Origin of the sequence: Lentzea albidocapillata subsp. violacea (assembly GCF_900100275.1) — a bacterium.
Classification (GTDB): domain Bacteria; phylum Actinomycetota; class Actinomycetes; order Mycobacteriales; family Pseudonocardiaceae; genus Lentzea; species Lentzea violacea.
The window spans coordinates 73,301-95,987 of sequence record NZ_FNET01000024.1 but is presented as its reverse complement, the minus strand read 5'-3'; the positions used below and the strand labels follow the sequence as shown (position 1 = coordinate 95,987).

Annotated in this window: 29 protein-coding genes and 3 tRNA genes; 16 read left to right on the top strand and 16 right to left on the bottom strand. The window is 66.8% G+C overall.

Annotation, left to right across the window (positions count from 1 at the left end; all coding sequences use genetic code 11):
- Positions 1 to 59: 59 nt before the first annotated feature.
- The 10 genes from nusG to BLR21_RS35295 form a co-directional block, all read right to left on the bottom strand.
- Positions 60 to 863, bottom strand: coding sequence for a transcription termination/antitermination protein NusG (gene nusG / locus BLR21_RS35340; protein ID WP_090013298.1), 804 nt, complete (start codon positions 861 to 863; stop codon positions 60 to 62).
- Between the two features lie 40 nt (positions 864 to 903).
- On the bottom strand, positions 904 to 1,317 hold the full coding sequence (gene secE, locus BLR21_RS35335; RefSeq protein ID WP_090013296.1) for a preprotein translocase subunit SecE: 414 nt from the start codon (positions 1,315 to 1,317) through the stop codon (positions 904 to 906).
- A gap of 37 nt (positions 1,318 to 1,354) precedes the next feature.
- Positions 1,355 to 1,427, bottom strand: a tRNA-Trp gene (locus tag BLR21_RS35330).
- A gap of 236 nt (positions 1,428 to 1,663) precedes the next feature.
- Entirely contained in the window at positions 1,664 to 2,071 is a 408-nt protein-coding gene (locus BLR21_RS35325) for a MaoC/PaaZ C-terminal domain-containing protein (RefSeq protein ID WP_090013294.1), read from the bottom strand.
- Positions 2,068 to 2,517 (bottom strand): MaoC family dehydratase N-terminal domain-containing protein, encoded by a 450-nt coding sequence (locus BLR21_RS35320; protein ID WP_090013292.1) that lies wholly within the window; start codon positions 2,515 to 2,517, stop codon positions 2,068 to 2,070. Before BLR21_RS35320 ends, BLR21_RS35325 begins: the two co-directional genes overlap by 4 nt.
- Positions 2,518 to 2,588: 71 nt before the next feature.
- Positions 2,589 to 2,753, bottom strand: coding sequence for a 50S ribosomal protein L33 (gene rpmG / locus BLR21_RS35315; protein ID WP_030478264.1), 165 nt, complete (start codon positions 2,751 to 2,753; stop codon positions 2,589 to 2,591).
- Between the two features lie 76 nt (positions 2,754 to 2,829).
- A tRNA-Met gene (locus BLR21_RS35310) sits at positions 2,830 to 2,902 on the bottom strand.
- Positions 2,903 to 2,944: 42 nt separating this feature from the next.
- Positions 2,945 to 3,020, bottom strand: a tRNA-Thr gene (locus BLR21_RS35305).
- Between the two features lie 74 nt (positions 3,021 to 3,094).
- The gene (locus BLR21_RS35300) at positions 3,095 to 5,701 is read right to left on the bottom strand and encodes a putative bifunctional diguanylate cyclase/phosphodiesterase (protein WP_090013290.1); all 2,607 of its coding nucleotides are present in this window, start codon (positions 5,699 to 5,701) and stop codon (positions 3,095 to 3,097) included.
- A gap of 157 nt (positions 5,702 to 5,858) precedes the next feature.
- Positions 5,859 to 6,611: a PhzF family phenazine biosynthesis protein gene (locus BLR21_RS35295; protein WP_090013288.1), complete on the bottom strand. Its 753-nt coding sequence runs from the start codon at positions 6,609 to 6,611 to the stop codon at positions 5,859 to 5,861.
- A gap of 30 nt (positions 6,612 to 6,641) precedes the next feature.
- On the opposite strand from BLR21_RS35295, the gene BLR21_RS35290 reads away from it, so the two are divergent.
- Together BLR21_RS35290 and BLR21_RS35285 are read left to right on the top strand one after the other, a co-directional pair.
- Positions 6,642 to 7,460 (top strand): GNAT family N-acetyltransferase, encoded by an 819-nt coding sequence (locus tag BLR21_RS35290; RefSeq protein ID WP_176929935.1) that lies wholly within the window; start codon positions 6,642 to 6,644, stop codon positions 7,458 to 7,460.
- A 140-nt stretch (positions 7,461 to 7,600) separates the two neighbouring features.
- The gene (locus BLR21_RS35285) at positions 7,601 to 7,810 is read left to right on the top strand and encodes a hypothetical protein (protein ID WP_245815883.1); all 210 of its coding nucleotides are present in this window, start codon (positions 7,601 to 7,603) and stop codon (positions 7,808 to 7,810) included.
- Between the two features lie 111 nt (positions 7,811 to 7,921).
- Here the strand turns inward: BLR21_RS35285 and BLR21_RS35280 are convergent, their stop codons facing one another.
- The 3 genes from BLR21_RS35280 to BLR21_RS35270 all read right to left on the bottom strand — a co-directional run bounded on the left by BLR21_RS35280 (position 7,922) and on the right by BLR21_RS35270 (position 9,983).
- Positions 7,922 to 8,347, bottom strand: coding sequence for a carboxymuconolactone decarboxylase family protein (locus tag BLR21_RS35280; protein ID WP_090013282.1), 426 nt, complete (start codon positions 8,345 to 8,347; stop codon positions 7,922 to 7,924).
- Between the two features lie 83 nt (positions 8,348 to 8,430).
- A complete protein-coding gene (locus BLR21_RS35275) occupies positions 8,431 to 9,165 on the bottom strand; it encodes an SDR family NAD(P)-dependent oxidoreductase (protein ID WP_090013280.1) in 735 nt (244 codons plus the stop codon).
- Positions 9,162 to 9,983 carry an NAD(P)-dependent oxidoreductase gene (locus BLR21_RS35270; protein ID WP_256335139.1) on the bottom strand — a complete coding sequence of 274 codons (822 nt, stop codon included), beginning with the start codon at positions 9,981 to 9,983 and terminating at the stop codon, positions 9,162 to 9,164. The genes BLR21_RS35275 and BLR21_RS35270 overlap by 4 nt, the downstream gene beginning before the upstream one ends.
- An 83-nt stretch (positions 9,984 to 10,066) precedes the next feature.
- On the opposite strand from BLR21_RS35270, the gene BLR21_RS35265 reads away from it, so the two are divergent.
- The gene (locus tag BLR21_RS35265) at positions 10,067 to 10,420 is read left to right on the top strand and encodes a winged helix-turn-helix transcriptional regulator (RefSeq protein ID WP_090013278.1); all 354 of its coding nucleotides are present in this window, start codon (positions 10,067 to 10,069) and stop codon (positions 10,418 to 10,420) included.
- A 14-nt stretch (positions 10,421 to 10,434) separates the two neighbouring features.
- Here BLR21_RS35265 and BLR21_RS35260 read toward each other — a convergent pair whose 3' ends face one another.
- The gene (locus tag BLR21_RS35260) at positions 10,435 to 11,112 is read right to left on the bottom strand and encodes a protein phosphatase 2C domain-containing protein (RefSeq protein ID WP_143028021.1); all 678 of its coding nucleotides are present in this window, start codon (positions 11,110 to 11,112) and stop codon (positions 10,435 to 10,437) included.
- Positions 11,113 to 11,567: 455 nt separating this feature from the next.
- Here BLR21_RS35260 and BLR21_RS35255 point away from each other — a divergent pair, with 455 nt between their 5' ends.
- Positions 11,568 to 11,789: a type II toxin-antitoxin system HicB family antitoxin gene (locus BLR21_RS35255; protein ID WP_090013274.1), complete on the top strand. Its 222-nt coding sequence runs from the start codon at positions 11,568 to 11,570 to the stop codon at positions 11,787 to 11,789.
- A complete protein-coding gene (locus BLR21_RS35250; protein ID WP_090013272.1) occupies positions 11,786 to 12,007 on the top strand; it encodes a type II toxin-antitoxin system HicA family toxin in 222 nt (73 codons plus the stop codon). Before BLR21_RS35255 ends, BLR21_RS35250 begins: the two co-directional genes overlap by 4 nt.
- Positions 12,008 to 12,439: 432 nt before the next feature.
- Here the strand turns inward: BLR21_RS35250 and BLR21_RS35245 are convergent, their stop codons facing one another.
- Both BLR21_RS35245 and BLR21_RS35240 read right to left on the bottom strand, forming a co-directional pair.
- Positions 12,440 to 13,252, bottom strand: a complete 813-nt coding sequence (locus BLR21_RS35245) for a glycosyltransferase family 2 protein (protein WP_090013270.1) — start codon at positions 13,250 to 13,252, stop codon at positions 12,440 to 12,442.
- 9 nt (positions 13,253 to 13,261) lie between these two features.
- Positions 13,262 to 14,092: a GntR family transcriptional regulator gene (locus tag BLR21_RS35240; protein WP_090013268.1), complete on the bottom strand. Its 831-nt coding sequence runs from the start codon at positions 14,090 to 14,092 to the stop codon at positions 13,262 to 13,264.
- A 142-nt stretch (positions 14,093 to 14,234) separates the two neighbouring features.
- Here BLR21_RS35240 and BLR21_RS35235 point away from each other — a divergent pair, with 142 nt between their 5' ends.
- From BLR21_RS35235 to BLR21_RS35185, 11 genes are all read left to right on the top strand, one after another.
- Positions 14,235 to 14,507 carry a hypothetical protein gene (locus BLR21_RS35235; RefSeq protein ID WP_090013266.1) on the top strand — a complete coding sequence of 91 codons (273 nt, stop codon included), beginning with the start codon at positions 14,235 to 14,237 and terminating at the stop codon, positions 14,505 to 14,507.
- Positions 14,508 to 14,608: 101 nt separating this feature from the next.
- Positions 14,609 to 15,346, top strand: a complete 738-nt coding sequence (locus tag BLR21_RS35230; RefSeq protein ID WP_176929934.1) for a DUF4097 family beta strand repeat-containing protein — start codon at positions 14,609 to 14,611, stop codon at positions 15,344 to 15,346.
- Entirely contained in the window at positions 15,346 to 15,642 is a 297-nt protein-coding gene (locus tag BLR21_RS35225) for a hypothetical protein (RefSeq protein WP_090013262.1), read from the top strand. Before BLR21_RS35230 ends, BLR21_RS35225 begins: the two co-directional genes overlap by 1 nt.
- Positions 15,643 to 15,728: 86 nt before the next feature.
- Entirely contained in the window at positions 15,729 to 15,986 is a 258-nt protein-coding gene (locus BLR21_RS35220; protein ID WP_090013260.1) for a hypothetical protein, read from the top strand.
- The gene (locus tag BLR21_RS35215; protein ID WP_090013258.1) at positions 15,983 to 16,309 is read left to right on the top strand and encodes a hypothetical protein; all 327 of its coding nucleotides are present in this window, start codon (positions 15,983 to 15,985) and stop codon (positions 16,307 to 16,309) included. The genes BLR21_RS35220 and BLR21_RS35215 overlap by 4 nt, the downstream gene beginning before the upstream one ends.
- Positions 16,306 to 17,178 (top strand): hypothetical protein, encoded by an 873-nt coding sequence (locus BLR21_RS35210; protein ID WP_090013256.1) that lies wholly within the window; start codon positions 16,306 to 16,308, stop codon positions 17,176 to 17,178. The genes BLR21_RS35215 and BLR21_RS35210 overlap by 4 nt, the downstream gene beginning before the upstream one ends.
- A complete protein-coding gene (locus BLR21_RS35205; RefSeq protein WP_090013252.1) occupies positions 17,175 to 19,364 on the top strand; it encodes a hypothetical protein in 2,190 nt (729 codons plus the stop codon). Before BLR21_RS35210 ends, BLR21_RS35205 begins: the two co-directional genes overlap by 4 nt.
- A gap of 230 nt (positions 19,365 to 19,594) precedes the next feature.
- The gene (locus tag BLR21_RS44185; protein ID WP_090013250.1) at positions 19,595 to 20,611 is read left to right on the top strand and encodes a bifunctional DNA primase/polymerase; all 1,017 of its coding nucleotides are present in this window, start codon (positions 19,595 to 19,597) and stop codon (positions 20,609 to 20,611) included.
- On the top strand, positions 20,608 to 21,357 hold the full coding sequence (locus BLR21_RS44180; protein ID WP_090013248.1) for a DNA cytosine methyltransferase: 750 nt from the start codon (positions 20,608 to 20,610) through the stop codon (positions 21,355 to 21,357). Before BLR21_RS44185 ends, BLR21_RS44180 begins: the two co-directional genes overlap by 4 nt.
- Positions 21,354 to 22,478: a DUF3631 domain-containing protein gene (locus tag BLR21_RS35190; protein WP_090013246.1), complete on the top strand. Its 1,125-nt coding sequence runs from the start codon at positions 21,354 to 21,356 to the stop codon at positions 22,476 to 22,478. Before BLR21_RS44180 ends, BLR21_RS35190 begins: the two co-directional genes overlap by 4 nt.
- Positions 22,475 to 22,660 carry a helix-turn-helix transcriptional regulator gene (locus BLR21_RS35185; RefSeq protein WP_090013244.1) on the top strand — a complete coding sequence of 62 codons (186 nt, stop codon included), beginning with the start codon at positions 22,475 to 22,477 and terminating at the stop codon, positions 22,658 to 22,660. Before BLR21_RS35190 ends, BLR21_RS35185 begins: the two co-directional genes overlap by 4 nt.
- Positions 22,661 to 22,687 lie beyond the last annotated feature (27 nt).

Sequence of the window (22,687 nt, the reverse complement as noted above, 5' to 3'; positions counted from 1 at the left end):
CGCGCGCGGCTCTGCCAGCCGCAGCGTGGCCGATCGGCCTTCCGGTCAGGGAAAACCGCTCAGATCTTGGAGACCTGGCTGAACGACAGCTCGACCGGCGTCTCCCGGCCGAAGATCGACACCAGGACCTTCAGCTTCTGGCCGTCCGCGTTGACCTCGCTGATCGTGGCGGGCAGCGTGGCGAACGGGCCGTCCATGACCGTGACCGACTCGCCGACCTCGAAGTCGACCTCGATGGTCGGCTTCGACGTGGTGGTGGCGGCGGCCTTCTTGCCCTCGGCCGGCTTCTGCTCCTGCTGCGGGAGCAGGAACTTCAGCACCTCGTCGATCGTGAGGGGCGAAGGCTTCGAGGTGGCTCCGACGAACCCGGTCACGCCCGGCGTGTTGCGGACGGCGCTCCAGGACGCGTCGGTGAGCTCCATGCGGACCAGGATGTAGCCGGGCAGCACCTTGCGCTGCACCAGCTTGCGCTGGCCGTTCTTGATCTCGGTGACCTCTTCGGTCGGCACCTCGACCTGGAAGATGTAGTCCTCCATGTCGAGCGTGTGGATACGAGTCTCGAGGTTCGCCTTGACCTTGTTCTCGTAACCGGCGTACGAGTGCACGACGTACCAGTCGCCGGGCGCGCGGCGCAGGGCCTGGCGCAGCTCTTCGGCGGGGTCCTCGGGCTCTTCGTCGATCGGCGTCTCGTCGATCGCGAGCACGTCGGCGTCCTGCGCGGACTCCTCGGCGCTCTCGTCCGCGACGTCCTCGGAGTCCACAGCCTCCGACTCGACCGTCTCGTCCGCCGCGGTGTCCTCGGACACCTCGTCGTCGATGAGGTCGGTCTTCTCCTGGGCGTCGACGCCGTTATCGGAGGTCACTGTGGATCTCGCTTCCTGATTGCAGCGGCAGCTGTCCGGCTCAGCCGAACAACTCGAAAACAGCCGCGCCGAAGCCGAGGTCGAGAGCCCACACCATCGCAACCATGACGACCACGAAGACCAGCACGACGCCGGTGTACGTGATCAGCTGCTTGCGCGTCGGCCAGATCACCTTGCGGAGTTCGCTGACGACCTCGCGGATGTAGCGGAAGCCCCGCCCGATCAGCGAGGGCCGCTTCTCCTGCCCATCACGGGTCTTGGTCGGGCGACCCTTCTTCGCGTCCTCGTCCGACTCCTCGGACTTGGCGACGCTCTTCTTCGACTCAGCGCTGCTGCCGTCCTTGCGGGCGGCCGGGCGAGAGGAGGCACGACGCTCACGTCGCGCCGCAGCAGTGGACGGCCGGACAGCGCCTTCGCGCTCCTCCGGCTGGTCCTGCTCGCGGCCCTCGACCATGCCGTGCCTCCACTCCACCCATGACGCGCTTCGACAGCAGGGGCGACAGGACTTGAACCTGCAACCTGCGGTTTTGGAGACCGCTGCTCTGCCAGTTGAGCTACACCCCTTTGAGATCCCGAGTGGGATCCCCTGGCCAAGCAGGAAGTGTACGGGAGCCTGCCCCGTCCATTCCAACCAGACCGCTCAAGCACTTGCCGAGCGGCCTGTCACACAGCCTACCCATATGCGAGCCGAGAAGACGAATCAGGGTCGGGCAACCACTGCTCCGACCTGCTCCGAATCTCCCGTGAACACCGCAAACACCACCGGACCAGGTCGTCCGGTGGTGTTCTTGATCACAAGATCAGCTGATCCGCACGCGCGCGAAGGCGCCCGTCAACACCGACTTGCCGTCAAAAGCGGCGTTGATGTTGACCTTCACAGTTCCGTCCCCGAGGTCCTTGGTGACCTTCGCGGTCACCTCGACGAGCGCGCCCTCGTCGTCGTTGGGCACCACGACGGGCCGGCCGAAGCGGCAGCCGTACTCGACGATCGCGCCGGGGTCGCCGATCCACTCCGCGACGATCCGCGAGGCCACGGCCATGGTCAGCATCCCGTGCGCGATCACGTCCGGCAGGCCGACGTCCCTGGCCGTCTTCTCGTTCCAGTGGATCGGGTTGAAATCCAGCGAGGCGCCCGCGTAACGCACCAGGTCGTCGCGCTTGAGGCGCACGGACAGCGCCGGCAGTTCAGTGCCAACCTCGTACGTCATGCGTCTTCTCCCCTCACGACGAGCATCGACCTGGCGGTGGTGACGGGCTCGCCGCCGACCGTGCTGATCTCCGTCCGCACGGTCACCATGTCGTTGCCCATGCGGGACGTGATGGCGTCGATGTGCGCCACACACACCAGCTGGTCGCCCGCGGTGATGGGCCGGTGGTGGGTGAAGTTCTGGTCGCCGTGCACGACGCGGCTGTAGTCGAGCTCCAGCTCCGGGTCGAACATGACCGTCTCGTTGGTCTTCATCGACACGACGATCGCGAACGTCGGTGGCGCGATGACGTCCCTGTGCCCCAAGGCCTTCGCTGCTTCGGCGTCGAGGTAGGCCGGGCTGGTCGCGCCGATCGCCCCGGCGAACTCGCGGATCTTCTCGCGGCTCACGTCGTACGGCTGCGACGGCGGATAACTACGTCCGATGAAAGCGGGGTCGAGAGGCACCGGAGGAGCCTATATGCGACGAGGCCCGCCCCACGGTGTGGGACGGGCCTCGTCGAAGAGTCGCTACGCGCTCAGCGGGTTTCCTTGTGCGCGCGGTGCGTCTTGCAGTTCGGGCAGAACTTCTTCATCTCCAGGCGGTCCGGGTCGTTGCGCCGGTTCTTCCTGGTGATGTAGTTCCGGTGCTTGCACTCCTCGCACGCGAGGGTGATCTTCGGGCGTACGTCGGTTGCAGCCACGGTCCTTGCCTTCCTGAGAGCACACGGGCCCCGAACACCCAGTGCGGGCTTACCGCCTGGCGGGGATCTTGTGAAGTAGCGGTGGCCGGACTTGAACCGGCGACACAGCGATTATGAGCCGCTTGCTCTACCAACTGAGCTACACCGCTTTACACAACTACAGCCGCAGCGCTCAGCACTGCGGCCAGTAGTGGAGCCCCTTTACGGAATCGAACCGTAGACCTTCTCCTTACCATGGAGACGCTCTGCCGACTGAGCTAAAGGGGCTTGCTCTTTCGTTCTTGCCGAGCGAGGAGAACTCTACAACACCTCGCAACCAAGAACGAAATCCGGGGGGTGCCTCAGTGCACCAGCGTGAGCACCGTCTCATCACGAGCACCCCTGACCTGCACCGTTCGGGCGCGCAGCCAGGCCTCGAAGCGATCTTCGGACAGCGGCCGGGAGATCAGGTAGCCCTGGGCCACGTCGCAGCCCATCCCGACCAACTGGTCGCGCGCGGCGTCGTCCTCGACGCCCTCGGCCACCACCACAAGGCCAAGCGAGTGCCCGAGCTCCACGATCGACCGGACCACGGCCATGTCGCCGAGGTCCGAGCCCATCCCGAGCACGAACGACTTGTCGATCTTCACCTCATCCACGGGCAGCTGCCGCAGGTACGCCAGCGACGAGTAGCCGGTGCCGAAGTCGTCGACCGCCAGCACGACGCCGATCGCATGCAGGCGCCGCAGCACCGGCAGAGCGCGCTCGGGATCGGCCATGACGCCCGACTCGGTGAGCTCGAAGGTCAGCAGCCCCGACGGCACGTCGTGGCGCTCCAGGGCGGCCTCGACGCGGTTCGGGAAGTCCTCGTCGCCCAGCGTCCGGACGGAGAGGTTCACCGCGATGGACATCCGCAGGCCGCGGTCGAGCCAGCGGCGCACGCGTTCCAGAGCGCGGTCCATCACGAAGTCCGTCAGCACGTCCACGAGACCGGTGGCCTCGACGGCCGGCACGAACTCGTCCGGGTCGACGCGGCCGAACTCCGGATGTGTCCAGCGCACCAACGCTTCCGCACCCACGACCTGGCGTGAGGGCAGGGCGACCTTCGGCTGGTAGTGCACCGAGATCTGCCCGGTCTCGACGGCCTGGCGGAACTGCGTCACGAGCTGGAAGCGGCGCAGGAACAGGTGGCCCATCGACGGCGCGTAGGCCTTCACGGGCGTGCCCTCGGACGTCGCACGCACGGCGACATCTGCCCGCTGCAGCAACACGTCGGGGTCCGGGTCCTCGGTCTCGGAGTCCGCTTTGGACGCGTAACCCACGACCGCGGAGGCCTCGACGGTCAGGCGGTCGACCGGGTACGGCACGGAAAGCCCGGCGCGCAACCGTTCCGCGGTCTCGTGGGCGGTCTGAGCGCGCTCGTCGTCGAGGTACGCGGCGAACGAGCCACCCTCCAGGCGCGCCAGCGGCACGTCCGCTCCGAGAGCGTCCCGCAGCCGGCGTCCGGCGGCGACGACCATCCGGTTGCCCCAGGCCTGGCCCAGCGCATCGGACACCGTCGACAGGATGTCGAGGTCGATGCGCAGCACCACACCGCTGCGGGACTCGCGCAACGGCTCGGCGCACGCCTCGCGCAGGCCCGCCCGGTTCAGCAGGCCGGTCAGCGGGTCGTGGTAGGCGTCGTGGCGCAGGCGGGCGAGCAGGCGGCGGTTGTCGACGGCCGTCGCGAGGTGCGAGGCCAGCGTGCGCAGCAGCTGGATGTCCGCCCTGCCGAAACCGCGCCAGCGCGACAGCCGGTCGTGCGCCTCGACGGCGCCGAGCAGCTGGGTCGCGCCGCGCAACGGGACGACCAGGGCTTCCTGCGCGTCGCGGCGCAGCAGGGCCTCGGTGACGTCCTCGGTCGCATCGGCCACGCGGTAGTAGCGGACGTGCGTGCCCGGCAACTGAAGTACCGGGTCCTCGCGCACGGCACGAGGGTCCGTCGCGGTCATCTCGTCGGGCAGCGGTTCGCCGGCGACGAGGGTGATCATGGCTTCCTGTGGGTCGGTGCGCAGGCGCAGCACGACCCTGTTCGCGTTGAGCTGCTCGCGGATGCGTTCCGCGATGAGCTGCCACTCGTCCTCTTCGACGCCCGTGGTGAGGTCGTCGTCGGGCTGGCGCGGGCCGGTGCCGTGCTGTCCCGATCTCGCGACACGGAGGCTGACCTCGCTCAACGCCTCCAGGTCGCGCTGTTCGCGCAGGAGCCCGGAATAGGCGAGGTAGGTGGCCACGATGCCCGCGAGCACCAGGATGATCAGGACGCCGCCCCACTCGGTGGTGGCGACGATCTGGAAGCCGACGAGTCCGACCGATGTGTTCAGCAGCGCCACGACCAGCGTCTGCAGCACGAGACGGGCGCTGTTGCTGACCCGCATCGACTTGCCCATGAGGCGCAACGCGCACAGGCCCAGCACGCTCGCGAGGAGCGGCACGGTGATCGTTCCGACGAACGCGCCCGCCCAGAACGGGCCACCGGCGCCGATCATCCGGTTCACGGCCTCGGCGGCGGCGAACGCCACGGAGATCTCCATGAACATGAGACCCGCGTTGTAGACGGCCCGGTCGAGGATCCGCCTGCCGAGCAACGTGCCGACGCCGGCGACCACGTGCGCAGCGAGCACGATCTCGAACGGGGCCACGAGCAGGCCCAGGACCAGCGGGATCTCGGTGAAGGAGATCGTCCACGCGACGCCGCTGCGGACGTCGACGTTGATCGCGAGCTGCTCCGCCAGCAGGAAGCCGACGACGAGAAGTGGGCCGATCCAGAAGAGGGAGACGTTCTCCTTCTCCGGAAGCCAGGCCGCGACCATGCCCGCGCAGACGACGCCGGCCACCAGAAGGGTGATGGCGAACGCGCTGAACGCACGGTTGGTCGACTTGGCCGACCAGGCGGCCGAGTCCGACACGGGGGCCGACGCTCGGTCGGACATCCAGCCTCCTCGTCGGCCTGGGTGGGGGGCCTCTAGGCGTGACTGAGGGGTCCCGCACTTCGCGATCAGGACCCCTCCAGGGGCACTAATGTACCCCGCTCGGGGGACGAAATGGCAGGTCGAGCACCCCTAGTGACTTTGATTCACCCAGACGTGGCTACACGTTCAAGTGCCCCCGGAGCACCGTCACGGCCTGCCCCGAGAGCAGTACGCGATCTTGGGCGAGGGTCGTCCTGACGAACCCTCCGCGCGGCGATGCCTGCTCCGCCAGCAGGTCAGCGCACTGGAGCCGAGACCCCCAATAGGACGCAAGGGTGCAGTGGGCCGATCCGGTGACGGGGTCCTCCGGGATGCCGACGGCCGGGTAGAAGCACCGGCTGACGACGTCCGCGTCGCCGTCTCCGACAGCCGTCACGATTACTCCGCGTGACTGGATTTGTGCCAATCCTTGGACGTCAGGTCGCAGGGATCGGACTTCCGCCGCGCTTTCCAACTCGATCAGGAAGTCGAACCGCCCGCGCGACACGGACTTGATCGTCGCATGTGGCAGCGCTTCCGCTAGACCGATTGGCGGGTCAGTCAACTCTGGAGGGTCTGCCGGGAAGTCCATCCGGATCCACCCATCGTCATTTGCGCATGTGAGCACCCCACTACGCGTGGTGAACGCCTGCTCTCCGCCCAGCACGTGCGCGGTGGCGAGGGTGGCGTGCCCGCAGAGGTCCACCTCGACCTCCGGCGTGAACCAGCGGAGGTGGTTGTCCGGGGTGACGAAGGCCGTTTCGGCGTGCTTCATCTCGGCGGCGACGTGCTGCATCCAGGCGTCGTCACGTGGTTCGGTGAGGAGCACGACTCCGGCGGGGTTGCCCGCGAAGGGCCTGTTGGTGAACGAGTCCACGACGTAGATCTCCACACGCCCGACCCTGCCATGGTCAGATGGGATGTGAGCGAGATCTTTTCCTACCGCGAGACCGATCCGGACTCCCTGCTCCTCACCTGGGGACCCCTGCGCACGCACGGCCTGACCTGGCAGCCGGGCTGCGACCTGCCGGCGTTGCTCGACGAGTGGGACGCCCGCCTGACCGGCCTGGACGACCCGGAGACCGCGGCGATCGTGCAGTTGCCCAGCCACGAGACGGTCGGCGCACGGACGTTGATCGACCGGGGTTTCGCGCCGCTCACGGTGGTCGCCGAACGCCTCGCCGGCCGTTCGCCCGCGCCGCGGCCGTCCGGGGTGAGCATCCGCCCCGCCACGCGCGCCGACCTGGACGTCGCCGTCGAACTGAACCTGCACACGGTCCGGTACGACGCCCAGTTCGGTCTGGTGACCGAGCGCCCGAACACCGCGGAGCACCTGCGCACGGCGTTGGCCGAAGTGCTCGACCGCGACCACGAGGCGATGTGGCTGGCGCTGAGCGGCGACACGCCCGTCGGCATGGTCTACGTCGACATGCCGCAGGACGCGGGGTGGATGGAGAAGTACGCGTCGGCGCGGCCGTTCGCCTATCTCGGCCATCTCGGCGTGCGGCCCGATGTGCGCGGCACGGGTGCGGGCAGCGCTCTCGCGGCTCACGCGCACGGCGTCCTGGACGCGGCCGGAGTGGCATCGACGCTGCTCCACCACGCGTTGCCGAACCCGCGCTCCACGCCGTTCTGGTACTCGCAGGGCTACCGGCCACGGTGGACGCTGTGGGTTCGCCGCCCCGCGCTGCGCTCTTCTTCCGGCGTGTCGGCGCAACCCGAACGGCCTAGTGGGACATGATCTACCCGTTCACACAAGCGAAGAACCCAAACGAACCCGTACTTGTGGAACGAATCCGGCCTCTATTTCGACAAAGGGGTAAGTGGATTCGGACGCCACACCTGGGGGTCGAGATGGAACTCAGCGGAAGAGCGAGAGCGATGCTGCGGGCTGTCGCCGCAGGACGTGCCGAGGTGACCGGCGGCACGGAGCCCGACCTGTACGTCGACGGGCTGCCCTGTTGTGACCGCATGGCGACGCACGACCTCGTGCACGCGGGACTGCTGCGCCCTTCGCAGCCAACGAGCTTCGGCCTTCGCGTCTGCGCCGAACTGACCGACGACGGCCGGGCGGCACTTGCCGCGAGTTGATCCGCGTGTCGATCGCCCAGTGATCGAACATTTGTTCGATATGGGGTAGGCTCGCGCTGAGGCCGGCACGCAAGAGAGAGGAAGCTCTTGCGCGCCGGCTTCAACCTTTGCTCAGGCCACCTTCTGTCCCGTGGCCACGTTCATGCGGTTCCACAGGTTGATCGCGCCGATCGCGATCACGAGACCGGCGAGCTGCTCCTCGGTGTAGTGCTTCGCCGCCTCGTCCCACACGTCGTCGCTCACGTGCACGCGCGTGATCTGCTCGGCCAGCGCGAACCCGGCCTTCTCGGCGTCGGTGTAGTACGGCACGTCCCGCCACCCCGCGACGGCGTAGACCTTCTCGTCCGCCACGTTCGCCTGACGCAGCAGCTTGGTGTGGTAGTCGATGCACGTGCCGCAGCCGTTCATGATGCTGACGCGCAGGCAGATCAACTCGACGTAGTCCTTGTCCAGACCCGTCTTCCCCGCTGCCTCCGACAGATCCAGCAGAGCCTTCATGGCGCCGGGCACGGACATGATCGGGTTGGCGATCCTCATCTTCGTTCTCCCTGTCTTCGTCGTCTTCCACTCTCTCGACCCGGCAGGCGACGAAGGTGTGACAGGTCGTCCGAAGATTTTTCCTAGGCGCTGATCCCCTGGCCCAGTCCGCCGTCGACGGCGAGTTCGGCACCGGTCGTGAAGGTGGCGTCGAACCCCAGGAACAGCACCGCGTCCGCAACCTCGTCCATCGTGCCGTGGCGCTTGAGGGGCGTGATGCGGTCGCCCATCTCCTTGAACTGCTGCAGCACCTCAGGCGGAGCACCGACGACACCCATGGACGGGGTGTCGATGAAGCCGGGGCTGACGACGTTGACCCTGATGCCGCGCGGAGCGAGTTCCGCGGCGAATCCCCGTGCGAAGGACCGCACAGCCGCCTTGGCGGCCGCGTACAGGGTCAGCCCCTCCGCGCCCTGCTCCGTGGCGACGCTGGTAGTGAAGACGATCGCGCCACCGTCCTTGAGGAGCGGAGCAAGCTGCTGCGCGGTGAAGAACGCGCCCTTGGTGTTGATGTCGAACGTGCGGTCGTAGTCGCGTTCGGTGGCGTCGGGAAACGGTGTCAGCGTCGAGTAGCCGACGTTGACGAAGAGCAGGTCGATCTCCTGCAGTCGTTCCCGCACTTCGGTTCCGAGCTTGACGATGTCGTCGAGGTTCGCCGCGTCCGACGCGATGGCGTGCGCCTTGATGCCCTCGGCCTTCTCCGTGCTGCGTCCCGTGAGCAGCACCTCGGCGCCACCCTCGATCAGCTTGTCGACCACCGCGCGGCCCATGCCGTGCGTGCCGCCCGTGACGACGGCCTTCTTCCCCAGGTACTTCATTTCCGGATCTCCTCGATGACGCTTGCGATGCTGTGCGTGCCGTGGCCGTGGCGCTGGGCACGTTCGAACAGGTCGTGCAGGGCCTGCGGGATGGTGGTGTCGAGGCCCTGCTCGCGGTTGGCCTCGGTGAGCATGCGCAGTCCGGCCACGTTGATGTCCAGCGCGGACACGTCGGTCTCGTACTGCCTGGTCCGCGTCTCCTCGCCCATCTCGGGCAGGAGGGTGCTCATCTCGTTCAGCCAGCTCATGGCCATCGGCGTGAACCGCTCCGGCGCGATGCCCTCGCTGCCCACCAACGCGACCGCCTGCAGGTAGCCCCCGAACATGGCCCACATGATGCCGAGCAGGGCGAGGTCGTACAGCGCGGCGAGCCCAGCGTCGTCCTCGCCGACGTACACCGGTTCGCCGAACGCTTGCAGCACATGATGGTTCTCGCTGCCGCTGAAGAAGATCTTCGCCTGTTCGGTACCGATCTGCTGCGGCACAGCCATGATCACGCCGTCGACGTACTCGACGCCGTTGTCCTTCGCCCACCGCGCGGTGGCGCGGGCCTGCTCCGGCGTGCCGGACGTCAGGTTGACGAGCGTCTTGATCTCGTTGGTGAGCAACGGTTGTTGAGCGTCGTACGTGGACAGGCAGGTGATGACGACGTCGCTCTTGAACGCCTCTTGTGGCGTGGCAACGCTTCTGGTGTTCGGCAGTTCCTTCGGCGTGCGGTTCCACACGGTCACTTCGTAGCCCTGGTCGACCAGGGCCTTCGCCAGCGAGCTGCCCATCCGGCCCAGGCCGAGCACGCTCACGGTCTTCTTGATCCCCATGCCGTGAATACTCGTTCTGACACTGGCGGATCGACAAGTACCTACTATTTTGTCAGGTACCCACCTTTCGGTAAGGATCCAGCATGAAGCCACGACAGTATTCGTGCGGCCTCGACGCGGCCATCGACGTGATCGGCGGCCGCTGGAAGGCCCTGATCCTCTGGGCGCTGCACCACGGCCCCGTGCGCACGGGCGAACTGCGCAGGCTGGTGTCCGGCATCAGCGAGAAGATGCTGATCCAGGTGCTGCGCGAGATGGAGGCCGACAAGATCGTGCACCGCGAGGTGTTCCACGAGGTGCCGCCGCGCGTCGAGTACTCGTTGACACCGCTGGGCGTGCGGCTGAACGAGGCGCTGCTGCCGTTGGGCGACTGGGGCGAGGACAACATGGCTGCGATCGCGCACCGCCGTGGCGTCGAGCCCGCACCCAGGCATTGACGCGTCGTGGAGCGCTAGCGGTCGAGGAACACGACAGTCGCGTCGTCGGAAATCTTCTTGCGCGGCCATTCAACGGCCTTGACGTCTTCCTTTTCGACCGCGCGCATTCTGCGGATGAGGTCGTCCGGCCCGTTCGCCGCCATCAGTTCGAGCGCCTGACGCCAATCGAAGAGATTGAACAACTCGACCGCCCGCGCGGCCCCGTCGGACAGGATCGCGACGCGCCGCACGTCCCGCAACGGCACCTCACCCGTCAACGCATGCCCGACGTCAGCGACCTTCGCACCGGCCGTGCGCTTCGTCTGCGTGTCACTCACCACGAGCAACTCACTCTTGGCGTCGACCACGACCGTGGCGTCCCCAAGCACCAGGTACCGCAGCACGTCGTCCTTGGTCTGCACCATCGCGATCGCCACGCTGGGCGAGTCCGGATGATCGAGGTCGCAGGTGCCGGAGTGCAGCTCAGCGGCCTGTTCGACGGCCTTCGCGAGCGCCACGCCCGGTTCGAGGTGCGCGAACCGCAGGATCTCCCCGGAGAGCTGGTCGGCGAACCAGCCGACACCGTGCTCGCACCCGGTCTCGGGCTTCGCCGTCACACCGTCTAGCACGGCGAGCAGGTTCGGGCCGACCAGTGCCCGGTCCTCGCTCGGCGCCGTCGTTCTGCCGGCCTCTGTTGCCATCTGCGTACGCACTGAGATCCCCTCGGCCCGCTACGACGATACGACTATGGGCCCCTGACCTGTCCGGTCAGAGGCCCATCAGTCTTGCGTGGCGGGTAGAGGATTCGAACCTCTGTAGCTTTCGCGACGGATTTACAGACTCGCGTGAGCACCCGCCCTGACCTGCGGAGCAACCTACACTGCGCCCAATTTCGGTACGTCCTCGGTAGGAGTGTGGCTCGAACTTCGCTGCACGCCTCTCGGTAGGCGTGGCCCTCAGTGGCCCTCTGCGGTTCGTCCCCTACTAACACACCACCGGTTCGCCGCTAGCGCGTCTGCGGCCGTCTCAGACGTCCATGAGTCGCGTTCTCGGCCACATCAGCCTCACGAGGCCCGTGCGTACCAGGCTCGACGTTCATCCGCCGACAACGGCACCCGTTCGGTTTGCGCGGTGCCGAAACCGAACGCAGCCAGGCACACTAGGAGCCATGAGCGAACAGCGGACGCTGACAGCAGCGGTGCACCAAGAGGAAGACTGGTACATCGCTCAGTGTCTTGAGATCGACGTGGCCAGTCAGGGTCAGTCGATCGAGGAAGCGCTGAGCAACCTCCGTGAAGCAGTCGAGCTGTACCTGTCCGAGGTGCCCGAGCCTCCGGTCACCGCAACGCCGTTGGTGACCTCGTTCCAGGTACCGGGAACGGCCGCGTGAGTCCTGCGCTGTCGGACGTTGCCGTCCGCAAGGTCACCCGCGTCTTGGAATCGCTCGGATTCGAGCACACCCGTACCAAGGGCAGCCACGCCGTCTACCGGCATGACGATGGCCGCACGGTCATCGTGCCCATGCACGGGACCGTGAAGCGCGGAACGCTCGCCTCGATCATCCGGCAGGCAGGGCTGACACCCGCCGAGTTCCTCGCGCTGCTGTAGCCGCTCCTCTGCCTCTCAGACATCGGTAACTGCGGTAACTGCGGTAACCGCGCAGGTCAGGCGGTTACCGATAGAGGTGCGGTTACCGATCGGAACGGTAACCAGCGACGTCGCTCCCATGTCACACAACGACACAACCGCTGAAGCCGGGGAGGGGTGAACCAATGGCGATGTTCGGCGGCAGCATCCGAGTGGCCCGCGATCCATTCACCAGCGAAGACAGTTGTGCCGGCCAGCGGATTCACGGTTTCCGCGGTAAGTACCAATGCCTACCGAGGCGCCTCACCCTGCACGCCGTCAAGGCACTCGGGTTACCGCAGCGATCGGTAACCGCCCCCTCTGCGGTAACCGTCTGACCTGCTCGGTTACCGCAGTTACCGCAGTTACCGACGTTCCGGAACCCCCTCCCGGCTACAGCAGTCCTGGGGAGCGTCAAAGCTGACGCGGTGTCTTGATTGAGCGACCCACTTCTACGTCGGGAGCACTCTCACGCTCCAACGACACCGCACCGATCTGCACGCGTGCAGATCGCATAGCGCGTGCTCGCTGAAGCGCGGCACGCCGACCAACAGCACTTCGTGACCGCCATGCTTCGGACCGGTAGGTCTGTGTGGCGTGTTGCCGATAGAGCCACGTCATGCTCTCTTCGCAATAGCCGTCCGTGACCTCTGACAAAGCGGCGAACAGCGAGATGTCGTCTTCCGCCGGAAGGCCCGCCCATCCTCCCAATACGCGCACAGATTCGGTTCTCATCATCAGGCCAGCACAGTGAATGGGCCAGTTGCCGTTTCGCTCAGCAGCCCAGTCATTCGCCACCCCGGCAGCGACTATGCCAAATCCGAGTGCCGACGGATAGCTAAGCCTTGCACCATCAGGCATCAAGTCGTCCGCCTGCCCTACAGCCCAATGAATCTGGTTCTCAACGAACCTCGACGCAAGCAACGCGGTAGCTCCAGGCAGTAGCAAGTCGTCGTGGTCCAACACTTGCACAAGTCCACCAGTAGCCCGAGAAAGCGCTAGGTTGCGGGTCACCGCAAGCCCGAGCTGCCCACCATTCGCTTCATACCTCGCGTTCGGCACATCATCGAAGAGCCTTGACAGCTCAGGCTGCTCACCGTCCTCTTGAACAATCCACTCGACGCTCCAGCCATCCGGCATTTCCTGAGCAGCTACGCTCAGCGCCGTTTCACCGAGGAACTGCGCGGACGGCGCATACGCAGCCGTAATAATCGACACAACCGGCATGAAAAGACCTCAGTTCTTCGAACCGGGAGCACGTGAACGCTTCGGACGCTTGGGCCAAGGCGTGAGCTGCGTCGTGTACTGCAGCTCAATTCGGTCACCAGGCCACACGATGTCTGAAACCTCGACGGTTCGCCCAGTCGTATCGACAGATACTTTCCGCATCACCATGACCGCTACGCCTACTCCAATATCAAGCGACTCAACCTCTTCAGCCGTCGGCGGCCTAGCCGTCACGTTGTCGACAATCCGGTCGAGCTCAATCCCAATAGTCGACAACTGATGCTGAGTTCCGCCAGGCCACGGTTCGTTCTCAGACTTCAGCAGATCCGGATTCTGTGCCACGACGTCATGCACGAGGTAGGACGTCACTACACTGAGCGGCGATTTCTCATCATGCTTGCGCGTGGTGTACACGCGTCGCAACAGTTTTGAACCGAGCTCAACCTCGAACACCTTCGCTAGATCATTCGGCGCAGCCAATTCGGAATAGACCGCACTGAATTTTAGGTCACTCATTTCGAGGCCAGTATCTTTTTCAGTCGCACCAGTCGATCCGCGTTCCTCCTGTGAAAGCAGAACGCGATCTTTCTCCCACTGATACCGATCCGTAGTGCGGCAGATCCTTTGCCGCGCCATACGGACGAACGTTCCGGTCCCGTGCTTTCGCACGATCAGGCCTTCCGACTCCAGAGCGGCAAGCGCCTGCCTCAAAGTGTTCCGACTCACGCTGTACTCGCCGACCAACTCATCCTCAGCCCGCATCCGCTCTCCAGGCTGAAGCTTGCCCGCGAGGATCTGCGTCCGCAGGTCCGCAGCAATCCGGTCGTACTTGGCGGCCACGCCCGCCTCCCATCGATCGAGGTAGAGACGTCTTCAGCATAAGTCCTTCAGACGTCTTGACAACTCCAACGCACGCGCCCTAGCTTGTGTTCCAGACGTTCAGACGTCTGAACGTCTCTAGGACTAGGCGCCGGAGGACAGCGTGCAACAGCTCGACGAGATGGACTTCAAGACGGACAGCCAGGGCAGGTTCAGCCCGGACGGGCTGACCGCCTACGAGATCAGGTGGATGTTCGCCGAACGACTCGCCGCCGACGCGCCGCGTCCGACCAGTGCACTGCTGGACGGTTCGGCGTTGGAGCAGCGGGAGCACCGCCAGGAGCGCCGCGAGGCCAAGAGGTTGCTCAGCAGCAGGGTCCGCGTTCTGCGGGTTCAGGCTGTCACGTCCGTGCCGTTCGGGACGGAGGCCGCCTGATGCACACCATCACTCACTCCGGCCGCGTTGACCTGGCGTTGGACGTTGCTCACGGTTCCGTAGAGGTGTGGGCGTCTGAGTCTTATGAGGACGCTCAGATCGTGTTGTCGCCGTTGGAGCCGAGCGACACGGAGGCCGCGCGGCTGATCGCCGACGTGGCGGTGACCGAGTCGGGCGACAGGCTCTCGGTGAGGCTGCCGCGTCCGCGTGGCGCGTCCAGTGGCGGCATGACTGTGGTCCGGTCCGGCCGTGGTGTGGTCGTCTCGCAGACGTTCGGTGACGTGCACTTCGGCGGCACCGTGGTGGGCGCGACGATCGTCAACGGTCAGATCGTCTCCGGTGGGGGCGTGTTTGCGTCCGCTGGCGGTGTCCGCGTTCAGGTTCGCCTGCCGCTGGGGTCGACGCTGTCGGTGGAGTCGGAGACGGCGTCCGTGGTGACCACGGGCAGCCTGCCGCGTCTGCGCTTCCGGTCCACCTCGGGTGACCTCACCGCCGACCGCGTGGACCTGGTCGACGTCGACACGACCTCGGGTGACGTGAGCGTCGCCTACGTCCGTACCGCCCACGTGCACACGATCTCCGGTGATGTCGAGCTGGGCGCGTCCGACGACGTCGTGGTGAACACGACCTCCGGTGACGTGGACGTCGCCGAGCTGGTCAAGACCGCCGGCGTGCGCTCGGTGTCCGGTGACATCAGCGTTCACGCCGTAGCTCCGTCCAGTGTGGACGCCAACTCCGTCTCCGGTGACATCCGCATCAGCGCCGAACGCGGCGTGCTGGTCGCGTCCAACACGCGCACGGTGTCCGGTCGGGTGCGCAACCGCACGGAGCGTGCGTGATGTCGATCCGAACCCTGGCCGCGTGCCTGATCGGCGTGACGGCCGCACTCGCAGCGTGCACGCCCGTGCAGCCCGCACCGACCGAGACGACTGAGCCGTGGGTGGTGCTGTCGGTGACCTACTCCCGTGGCAGCGGACAGCACGCCGTCGTGTGCGTCGTCGAGAGCGATCTCGCCCGTGACCCCGCCGAGCGTGGTGAGCACATCGAGATCTTGATTCCCGCTGACCACGCCTACGACGAGACGTACGACCAGGGCAAACCGTGCCCGAAGGGTCCTATCCACTCGCGTTTCTGATCTGCCCGAACCGGCGGCCAACTCCGGCAAGAGACACCGCCGATTCGGGTTCCACCGATCGATCACCAGACCGAAAGGCCACACCAGTGTCCATCACGACACCACACGACGACATGGCGGACCAGCCGCCGCGACTGGCGGAGATCCTCGCCGTCTGGACCGAGAAGACCCCGGACGTGTCGGCCGCCGATGACGTCGTGGCCGCCTGGTTCGAGCTCAAGACCGAGCTGTTGCGGCCGATCACCGAGGACCCCGACCACCCCGAGCACGACCAGGCGCGGCACTTCGCCGCCAAGGCCGCTCAGACCGCGATCAGCTTGCGCAGCAAGGAGGACGGGCGGTGAACACCATCGTGGATCGGATCGAGCCGTGGATGCTCGTAGCCCTCGTTCTCGGGGTGCTCGCCCTGATCGCCGTGATGCGCGCGACCGCCAAGACCGTGCGCAAGACGCAGCAGGTGTCGCGGACGGGCGGCAACGTGCTGCGGACGCTGCTGGGCACGGCCGTGATCGGTGGCGTGCAGTGGCTGATTCTCACCAACGCCACTGACTGGCGGGTGATCGCGGTCGTGCTGGCCGTGCCCGCGTTCGTCACCTCCGCGCGAGTCGTGCGGACCCTGACCGTCACCACCACCGAGCACGCCCATGCCAAGGGAGGCAAGCGATGACCAGCGCGTACCCGATCAACGTGGACGACTTGACCGAGCGCGTGAAGGCCTTCGCGATCGAGCAGGGCGAGATCCCCTCCCGCAACCGGATCAAGACCGAGTTCAAGGTGGGCGCGCCCAAGGCCAACGCCGTGCTCGCGACGCTGGAGGAGGCTGGGTTCGACCCCACCAATCCGGACGCGGCTGACACGGTGGCCCCGGTGGTCCGCCTGCACTCGGTGCCCGCCACCGAGCCCACCCCGGTCGTCTCCGAGCCCGCTCGGGTCGAGGAGACCAGCACGGAGCCCGAGCCCGTGGCAGTAGACGAGCCGGTTCCCGCCCCCGTGGTCGAGGCCGCGTCCGTTGTCGAGGTCAGCGCGGTTGCGGACCCGGTTCCCGCTCCTGTGGAGCAGCGCGAGACGGTCGACGCGGTGGCTACGGCGCCAGCGAAGCCGGTTCGGTCGTGGCCGCTGCTGTTGCTCGCGGCGGGTGCGTTCGTGGCCATCTGGGGTGGCTGGGTGGGTCTGGGTGAGCTGACCGGGTTCGGTCCGATCCGGCTGCTGCCGGGTATCGCGGACTCGTTCGTCATCAACTCCGCGATCACGCTCCCGATCGGTGTCGAGGCCTACGCCGCGTACGCCCTGCGGGTCTGGCTGTCCGGGCGGACCCGGTCGAACAAGGCCCGCAGGTTCGCCCGCTGGTCCGCGATCGGCTCTCTGATCCTCGGTGCGGCCGGACAGGTGGCCTACCACCTCATGGTCGCGGCCGGCGTCACCACGGCTCCGTGGTGGATCACCACGTTCGTCTCCTGCCTTCCGGTGGTCGTGCTCGGTTGTGGTGCTGCGCTGACCCACCTCCTGAACGACGACGACACGGAGGCGCAGCGATGAGCCACCCCACCCACGACACCGACCTGACCGACGACACGGAGGTGAGCAACGTGGTTGCCTTCCCCCTTCCCTCCACCGAGCAGACCGACGCTGACGAGGTCGAGGACTCGGGTGCGCTGGTCGAGATCACCGAGGCCAATGAGGTCGAGGTGCTCGACGGCGAGATCGTCGACGAGGACGAGGCACCGAACGCGGGTGTGCCGGCGGTGCTGGCGGGGACTGCCCGCCGTGAGTTGCTGCCGATCATCCCGGCGTGGCTTGCCGACCGCGACCAGTTCCAGGCGACCGTGCGGTGGGCGTGGACCTACTGCCACCACACGGCCCGCTACCACGCTGTTCGGGTCCCGCTGTACACGCTCAAGCTCACCGCAGCGTCTCCCCGCGGAATGGGCCGCGCGGTGATGACGTGGCAGCGTTGGGCGTTCGACACGGAGTCCCGCGCGCTGCGTCAGTCCACTATCGACGCTGCCGACCCGTCCGCCTATCTCGCGCTGTCGAGGCAGCGTGACGACCACGTGCGGACGCGGCTGCGGGTCAGCGCAGTCACCGCGTTCCTGTCCGCCCTCGGGCTGGGCGTGGTGTGGCTGATGTACCCCGAGGCCATGCAGACGGTCCTCATGTGGACGGTCGTGGTCTCCATCATCGCGTTCGGGTTGCTCGGACGGCGTGAGGACAAGCCGATCGTCAAGACCGCTGTGCTGGGTCAGCAGGCCTCGAAGCTCACGCCGGACGTGGTGGTGCGGGCGTTCGTCGGTGCTGGCTTGTGCAAGGAGGACACCCCGGTCACGTTCGCGCAGCCGATCCAGCGCGACGGACGCGGCTGGCTGGCCGTGGTCGATCTTCCGTACGGCAAGCATGCCGCTCAGGCTGTCGGCAAGCGCGAGTCGCTCGCCTCTGGTCTGAACGTCAACCCGATCACGGTGTTCATCGATCCTGACCAGGTCTCCGCACGTCGTGTGCGGTTGTGGGTGTCTGATGTGGACGTGTTTGCGCAGAAGCCCGTGACGTCTCCGTTGGCGGGCATGGAAGAGTTCGACTTCTGGCAGCCGATCCCGTTCGGCCTGGACGCCCGCGACCGCAAGGTGACGTTGCCGCTGATCTGGTCGTCGCTGCTGGTCGGCGCGATCCCGCGCATGGGCAAGACGTTCAGCGCCCGCATCCCGACCGCCGCTGCCGCGCTCGACCCCTATGTCGAGCTTTTCGTGTTCAACGGCAAGGGTGACGGCGCGTGGCGGGCGTTCGAGAAGGTCGCCGTGGCCTACGGCGCGGGCGTTCGTGACCAGGTGATGGAGCTACTCGTCACGACGCTGCGCAAGATGGTCGCGGACATGAACGACCGGTTCGAGCGCATGGCCAAGCTCCCGGTCGACGTGTGCCCCGAGGCCAAGCTCACGCCGGCGATGGCACGCAACAAGCGCCTCAACATGCCGCTCACGGTGCTCTCGATCGACGAGGTTCAGCGGTACCTGGAGCACCCCGAGTACGGTGCGGAAGTCCTTGCGCTGCTTACGGATCTGGTCAAGGTCGGCCCGGCGGCCGGGTACATGCTGATCCTGGCGACGCAGAAGCCGGACGGGAAGGTCATCCCGGACAGCCTGCGTGGACAGATCGGCTCCCGGTTCGCCATGAAGGTCATGACGTGGCAGGCCTCCGACACCATCCTCGGTGCCGGCAGCTACCAGGCCGGTATGGACGCCTCGAAGCTCTCGCGCTCCCACAAGGGTGTTGGCATCCTGCTCGGGTCGGACGACTCGGAGCTTGCCGAGCAGGGTGGCCAAATCACTCGCACGCACCTGCTGTCCTCCGCCGATGTGGAGGTCATGTGCGACCGGGGACGGGCGTTGCGCTCCGCGCTCGGGTTGCTCAAGGGCATGGCGGCCGGAGAGGCACCGACCGTGGAGACGACCGGGAGCGTCCTGGACGACGTGGCCAACGCGCTCACCGCCGTGGCGGGCAACGCGGCCGGCGCGCACACCGAGGTCGTGCTCGCGCGGCTCGCGGAGATGCGGCCGGAGTTCTACGACGGGTGGACGGGCAGCACGCTGGCCGGCGCGCTCAAGGCCTACGGGGTCGAGCCGACGCAGGTGTGGGGCACCACGCCCGAGGGCGAGAAGAAGAACCGCCAGGGCTACAAGCGCGACGCCGTCGTGGCCGCCCAGTCGGCCCGCATCGATCACGCACGGTGAACATGCTCCGGGCTAGGGATCGGCTGACTTCTAGCCGTCACCGACCCTAGCCCTAGGGGCAGCCACTAGGGCCGCGCACATCGGTTGGCCTGCGCACTAGCACCTCTAGTCCGCGGAACGCCCTACCAGCGAAAACACCCCCAAAGCCACGGCCTGGACTCGTTCGCGGGTCCTAGGCCTCCCCCTCGCACACCCACATGCGACTACGCACAGTCACCTCGGGAGATGTGATGAGCAGCGCTTCACGAGACCGCGACAGGCTCATGCACCACGCACTCACCGCCGCACAGACGGGCCTCTACGTCTTCCCTCTGCGCGCCAAGACCAAGCGCCCCGCCCTGCACAGCGCGGAGCGGTGTCCCCGGACCGGAGTGTGCCGCGCCAGGCACCTCGGGTGGGAGCAGCGCGCGACCGTCGACCTGGACGTGATCGAGCGGTGCTGGTCGGCAGGGCCATTCAACATCGGCATCGCCACCGGACCGAGCGGCTTGGTCGTGATCGACCTCGACACCCCAAAGTCACCCACCGACGTCCCTCCGCCACGCTGGAGCCGGGAGGGGATTCGCGACGGCCACGACGTGTTCGCCGCCCTCTGCGCGGAGGCACGGGAAGACGTCCCGTGGGAGACCCGGACGGTCCGCACCGCCCGTGGCGGGACGCATCTGTACTTCCGTGAGCCGTCCACTGTGGAGCTGCGCAACACCGAGGGAGAGCACGGCAACGGCCTCGGATGGAAGGTCGACACCCGCGCGCACGGCGGCTACGTCGTCGCTCCGGGTTCGACCACCTCGGACGGCACGTACTGGCCGACCAACGACGTCGCGCCGTTGCCCCTCCCGGTGTGGTTGGTCCACTGCCTCACTCCCAGGCCGCGTACGGCCGTCTCAGCGCCCGTTGTGGTGCCCTCACAACGGTTGCCCCGCTACGTCACCGCCGCAGTCGACGGAGAGTGCCGCAAGCTCTCTACGGCCGTCTCAGGCGGTCACGACAGGGCAGCGTTCGTCGCGGGCATCGCCCTCGGGCAACTCGTCGGCGCGGGCGTTCTCCCTCCGGCTACAGCAGAAGCTCACCTCGTGGCAGCCGCAGCGCCCCTGATCAACGGGGAGTGCGACTGCACCGAGGCCAAGGTGCGCCGCAGCATCCGCAACGGCATCACCGAGGGCACCGCACGGCCGCGTCAGATGCCGGGCGCCGAACGTCCCGCCCCGGCCGCCACGCCCATGTTCGACGCGCGAGGTGCGGCGTGAACGTCCTCTCGCTGTTCTCCGGCATCGGCGGTCTCGAACTCGGCCTGGAACGCGCCGGGATGACCGTCACCGGACAGGTCGAACTCGACCCCTACTGCCGAGAAGTGCTCTCCCGACACTGGCCGGAGGTTCCCCGTCATGACGACGTCCGCACCGCCCCCGAGTGGTGGCAGTCCCAGCAACGGCCCTGCGTCGACCTCGTCGCCGGCGGCTTTCCCTGCCAGCCCTTCAGCAAACTCGGATGTCGACTCGGCATCGACGACGAACGCTGGGGATGGCCGTGGATGGCCAACGTCGTACGCGTGGTTCGACCCCGCTACGTCCTCGTGGAAAACGTCTCAGCTCTCGTTCGAGATCGAGACGCCTTCGCATGGATGCTCGGTGACCTTCACCAGCTCGGGTTCGATGCGCAGTGGACAGTTGTTTCCGCGTGCTCCGTGGGTGCTCCACACGCACGTGACCGCCTGTTCCTACTGGCCCACCCCGCGTGCGTCGATGGCCAACAACCACTGCACCTACAGGCCTCAGTACAGGGCGGACGCGCCGGCGCTGGAACAGCGCGTGGCTATGCGCGGCCAGAGCGGTGGATACCTGAACCCGCAGTGGGTCGAGTGGCTCATGGGCTTTCCAAGCGGGTGGTTGCCCCCGGTCTGCGCGCCCTCGGAAACGCCGTCGTCCCCCACGTCGCCGAACTCGTCGGCCGCCTGATCGTCACCGCAGACACGAACTGGAGGCACGCGGCATGACCACGACCACGCTCAACGGCGCGCAGATCCTCGACGACGTCCAGGCGTTTCTGTCGCGGTTCAACGCCTTCCCCGATGAGCACTGCGCGCCCATGCTCGCGCTCTGGTACGCCCACACCTGGGGAGCCGAGCACTTCTACATCACGCCGCGCGTTGTGCTGTCCAGCGCGGAGCCCGGCTCGGGTAAGACCCGCGTTCTGGAGGTCGCCCGTCACCTGGTCCGTACGCCGGAGATGACGTTCTCGGCTACGCCCGCCGCGCTGTTCCGCATGGTCGGTGCCGGACCGCTCACCATCCTGTTCGACGAGGTCGACGCCATTTTCGACAACAAGGGTGGCGGCAACGAAGACCTCCGCGCGCTGGTCAACGCCGGCTACAAGCGCTCCGCGACCGTGGCCCGTTGCAAGGGCGACGCGGGGAACATGGTGATCGAGCGGTTCCCGGTCTACGCCCCCGCCGCATTGGCGGGCATCGCCGGGAACATGCCCGACACCATCACCACCCGCGCCATCACCATCCACATGCGCCGGCGACGTCCCGACGAACGAGTCGAGGCGTTCCGCGAACGGAAGGTGGAGGAACAGTCCGCACCGATCCGTGAGGCCCTGGCCACGTGGATGGAAGTGGTGGGCGAACGCGTCGGCGCGGCCTACCCCGACATGCCCGAGGGCGTCACCGACCGCGCAGCCGAAATCTGGGAACCGCTACTCGCAATCGCGGACATGGCGGGCGGGCATTGGCCAGAGACCGCGCGTGCCGCGTGCCTGCACTTCGTGACAGCCGCACAGACCAACCCGACGTCCGACCGAATCCGGCTGCTCTCCGATCTCCGCACCGTGTTCGCCGACCGTGGCGTCTCCCGCATGAGCACCGTCGAAATCCTCGCCGTCCTGCACAGCATGGAAGAAGCACCGTGGGGCGACTTCTACGGCCGGCCCATCAACGCCCGCCAACTGGCCACGGAACTCAGCGCCTACGGCGTCAAGGTCACCGCGTTCAAGAACGGCGCCAAGACATTCAAGGGCTACGTCATCGACGGCGCTCACGGGCTGGGCGACGCATGGGCGCGCTACCTGCCCGAGACGAAGGCAGACGAGAACTCGGAGGGGGAACAGCCATGAGCCGACGCGAATTGCTGACGGTTGCCGAGTTCTGCAAGGAGTTCAAGGTGTCGCGCTCGACCCTCTACGAGTGGTTGGCAAAGGGTCTCGCACCGCGTCACGCCAAGTTGCCGAACGGCCAACTGCGGTTCAACCGCTCGGACATCGAATCCTGGTACGGCTCTTGCGAGGTGGCAGCGTGACGACGACAAGCTATGACGTCCGCATCT

Excerpts from the sequence above, each read along its gene's own strand:
- secE (WP_090013296.1), bottom strand. The coding sequence starts at position 1,317 with ATGGTCGAGGGCCGCGAGCAGGACCAGCCGGAGGAGCGCGAAGGCGCT.
- BLR21_RS35325 (WP_090013294.1), bottom strand. The coding sequence starts at position 2,071 with ATGACGTACGAGGTTGGCACTGAACTGCCGGCGCTGTCCGTGCGCCTC.
- BLR21_RS35300 (WP_090013290.1), bottom strand. The coding sequence starts at position 5,701 with ATGTCCGACCGAGCGTCGGCCCCCGTGTCGGACTCGGCCGCCTGGTCG.
- BLR21_RS35285 (WP_245815883.1), top strand. The coding sequence starts at position 7,601 with ATGCTGCGGGCTGTCGCCGCAGGACGTGCCGAGGTGACCGGCGGCACG.
- BLR21_RS35280 (WP_090013282.1), bottom strand. The coding sequence starts at position 8,347 with ATGAGGATCGCCAACCCGATCATGTCCGTGCCCGGCGCCATGAAGGCT.
- BLR21_RS35275 (WP_090013280.1), bottom strand. The coding sequence starts at position 9,165 with ATGAAGTACCTGGGGAAGAAGGCCGTCGTCACGGGCGGCACGCACGGC.
- BLR21_RS35270 (WP_256335139.1), bottom strand. The coding sequence starts at position 9,983 with ATGGGGATCAAGAAGACCGTGAGCGTGCTCGGCCTGGGCCGGATGGGC.
- BLR21_RS35265 (WP_090013278.1), top strand. The coding sequence starts at position 10,067 with ATGAAGCCACGACAGTATTCGTGCGGCCTCGACGCGGCCATCGACGTG.
- BLR21_RS35255 (WP_090013274.1), top strand. The coding sequence starts at position 11,568 with ATGAGCGAACAGCGGACGCTGACAGCAGCGGTGCACCAAGAGGAAGAC.
- BLR21_RS35245 (WP_090013270.1), bottom strand. The coding sequence starts at position 13,252 with ATGCCGGTTGTGTCGATTATTACGGCTGCGTATGCGCCGTCCGCGCAG.
- BLR21_RS35225 (WP_090013262.1), top strand. The coding sequence starts at position 15,346 with ATGTCGATCCGAACCCTGGCCGCGTGCCTGATCGGCGTGACGGCCGCA.
- BLR21_RS35210 (WP_090013256.1), top strand. The coding sequence starts at position 16,306 with ATGACCAGCGCGTACCCGATCAACGTGGACGACTTGACCGAGCGCGTG.
- BLR21_RS35205 (WP_090013252.1), top strand. The coding sequence starts at position 17,175 with ATGAGCCACCCCACCCACGACACCGACCTGACCGACGACACGGAGGTG.
- BLR21_RS44185 (WP_090013250.1), top strand. The coding sequence starts at position 19,595 with ATGAGCAGCGCTTCACGAGACCGCGACAGGCTCATGCACCACGCACTC.
- BLR21_RS35190 (WP_090013246.1), top strand. The coding sequence starts at position 21,354 with ATGACCACGACCACGCTCAACGGCGCGCAGATCCTCGACGACGTCCAG.
- BLR21_RS35185 (WP_090013244.1), top strand. The coding sequence starts at position 22,475 with ATGAGCCGACGCGAATTGCTGACGGTTGCCGAGTTCTGCAAGGAGTTC.